At 51.6% G+C, this 1,666-nt stretch carries 2 protein-coding genes and 1 pseudogene; 2 read left to right on the top strand and 1 reads right to left on the bottom strand.

Features of this window, described 5'->3' with window-relative positions:
• Together AAAU26_RS01085 and AAAU26_RS01080 are read left to right on the top strand one after the other, a co-directional pair.
• The coding region (locus AAAU26_RS01085) for a DUF6017 domain-containing protein (protein WP_349180873.1) at nt 1-435 on the top strand (435 nt) is incomplete at its 5' end.
• Between the two features lie 4 nt (nt 436-439).
• Nucleotides 440-1,222 carry a ParA family protein gene (locus AAAU26_RS01080; RefSeq protein ID WP_349180874.1) on the top strand — a complete coding sequence of 261 codons (783 nt, stop codon included), beginning with the start codon at nt 440-442 and terminating at the stop codon, nt 1,220-1,222.
• 219 nt (nt 1,223-1,441) lie between these two features.
• On the opposite strand, the pseudogene AAAU26_RS01075 reads toward AAAU26_RS01080, so the two are convergent.
• Nucleotides 1,442-1,666: pseudogene (locus AAAU26_RS01075) on the bottom strand (IS110 family RNA-guided transposase); the annotation flags it as partial.

Genomic DNA, 1,666 nt, shown 5'->3' with positions numbered 1-1,666 from the left:
GCAAATAAGACTGATAAGAATAAAACAGAGTGGAACGATCCTGACCCTATCTATTCCGGGGGCATCCGGGAGCAGCTTGAGGATTATTTTTGTCAGGCATTGGAGATAGACCTCCTGCTCCGGCTCTGCCCGGATGATGAGGACACCATCTATCAGATCGTAGACATGCTTGTGGACACCTGTTCCACCAAACGCAAGATGTTGCGGATCGCAGGAGATGACAAGCCTACCGAGGTGGTACGCAGTCGGCTGAAAAAACTGAATGCCGACCATATCCGCTTTGTGCTGGATTCACTGGCAGAAAACACTGCCCCGGTTCGGAACATGAAGCAGTATCTGCTGGCGATGCTCTACAATGCGCCCACCACCATGAACCTCTACTATCAGAACAAGACGAACCACGACTTTGCGCGTGGTTCACCGAAGGCGGGGTGATGTTATCGCAAAGAAAGCTACGATTATTGCAGTCACCAATCAAAAAGGCGGCACCGGCAAGACCACCACCTGTGAAAATCTGGGCATCGGGCTGGCAATGGAGGGCAAAAAAGTTCTGTTGGTGGATGCCGACCCGCAGGGCAGCCTGACCATTAGCATGGGCTGGCAGCAGCCGGATGAACTGCCCACCACCCTTTCTACCCTGATGGCAAAAGCCATGAATGGCCAGCCCATCCAGCCCGGCGAGGGCGTTCTGCACCATGCAGAGGGCGTTGACCTGATTCCGGCGAACATCGAACTGGCAGGGCTGGAAGTGTCTCTCGTCAACTGCATGAACCGGGAAAAGATGCTCAAACAAGTGCTGGAAGGTGCGAAGTACGACTACGATTTCATTCTGTTGGACTGCACCCCTTCCCTTGGGATGCTGACCGTCAATGCCTTGGCAGCAGCGGACACCACCCTGATTCCGGTGCAGGCGCAGTACCTGTCTGCGAAGGGCTTGGAACAGCTTTTGCAGACCGTCCAAAAAGTCCGGCGGCAGATCAACCCGAAACTAAAAATTGAGGGCATTCTGCTGACTATGACGGACAACCGCACCAACTACGGGCAGCAGATCGACAATTTGATTCGAGGTGCCTACGGCAGCAAAATCAAAGTGTTCGACCAGACCATTCCCCGGTCTGTCCGTGCTGCGGAGATCAGTGCCGTGGGCAAAAGCATTTTCCAGCACGACCCCAAAGGCAAGGTGGCAGAAGCCTACCAATCTCTGACGAAGACTAACTATTAAAAGTCAAGCCCTAAAATGAAAAAATCCGCCAACCATCCGCTGCCCATGACAAACATCATTCAAATGCTGGCCTTGGAGTAGCGAGGGTGACGGAGAGAACAGCAAAGCAAGCCCAGCCAACCCTCGCAAAAACAGAATAGCATTTGAATGCTTCGGTTTGTCAAGGGTTCGCTGCGCCAGCTAAGTTGTTCTTAGGTTTAACTCAGGCTCTGGAGAAAATCAAGTGACGGCAAGATATGCTTTACCGGACTTCTGCAAAGCGTAAATCAGTCGTACGAGTTTCTTTGTGGCATGAGATAGGGCAACATTGTAGTGCTTGCCTTCAGCTTGCTTTTTGGTAAGGTATTCAGTAAAAACAGGATTCCAGTAACAGACGTATTTGGTTGCAGTGTAAAGAGCGTATCGAAGATAACGAGAGCCACGCTTTTCCATGTGTGCATAGCA

The sequence above is a fragment of the Faecalibacterium longum genome, from assembly GCF_040094125.1.
GTDB lineage: Bacteria > Bacillota > Clostridia > Oscillospirales > Ruminococcaceae > Faecalibacterium > Faecalibacterium longum.
The sequence above is the reverse complement of the archived record's forward strand: the minus strand, read 5'-3'. Positions and strand labels throughout refer to the sequence as shown.